1 pseudogene is annotated in these 802 nt (G+C 70.6%); it reads right to left on the bottom strand.

Annotated elements, in window-relative coordinates:
• A pseudogene (locus BN903_RS12060) lies at nt 1–626 on the bottom strand (hypothetical protein); the annotation flags it as partial.
• Nucleotides 627–802 lie beyond the last annotated feature (176 nt).

Raw genomic sequence — 802 nt, forward strand, 5'->3', positions numbered from 1 at the left:
TGCCCTGTCGCGGCGTCGTCCGGGCGGTTCGTCTGGGTCTCGACGTCGCCGTCCGGCGTCCCGCCGAGGAGACCGACGCCGCCGCGGCTCCCGAGCTGATCGCGGGGCACCTCGACGACCTTCGTCTCCCCCTTGTGGGTCACCTCCATCGTGACGGTGCCGCCGGGGTCGTTGCGGGTCTTGAAGTTCGCGACGCCGACGAACACGCTCCACAGGGTCGTCGCGGCACCGAGGAAGTACAGCCCGGTGGTCGGCAGCGTGAGATCGGTCAGCTCCGGCCGGGGGCCGCCAACCCAGTGGTAGGGGTACGCGTACGCGAACAGCGCCACGCCGAGACACATGACGGCCGCACCGACGACCGCAGCGACGTAGGTGCTGCGTTCGGCCGGCAGGACGGCCATCACGCCGAGCAACACGAGCGGGAGCCCCACGCCGCCGAGGATTCCACCGAGCCACCGGGCGTCCGCCGAGGTGTAGCCGCTCGGTATCAGCACCTCCGCGGCCACGAAGAGCCCGACGACGAGCAGCAGCGTTCCCGCGACGAACGACCCCACACCGAGATAGAGCTGACGCGGGTCGACCCCGGAGCGCCCTCGCCCGCCGTACGCCTCCGAGAGACTGGTCATAGGCGGGGTACGTCGTCCACCGTAAAAACAGTACGTCAGACGATCACGAATCTGAGCGAAACGGACGGCGACGCGGGCGCGCTCAGACCAGCGCGTCCACGTCGACGTGGTCGGCAAGCAGTTCGGCCATCCGGTCGACCGTCCGCACGTCGCGCGTGCGCCCGCCGCGGACGACC

The organism is Halorubrum sp. AJ67 (assembly GCF_000513435.1).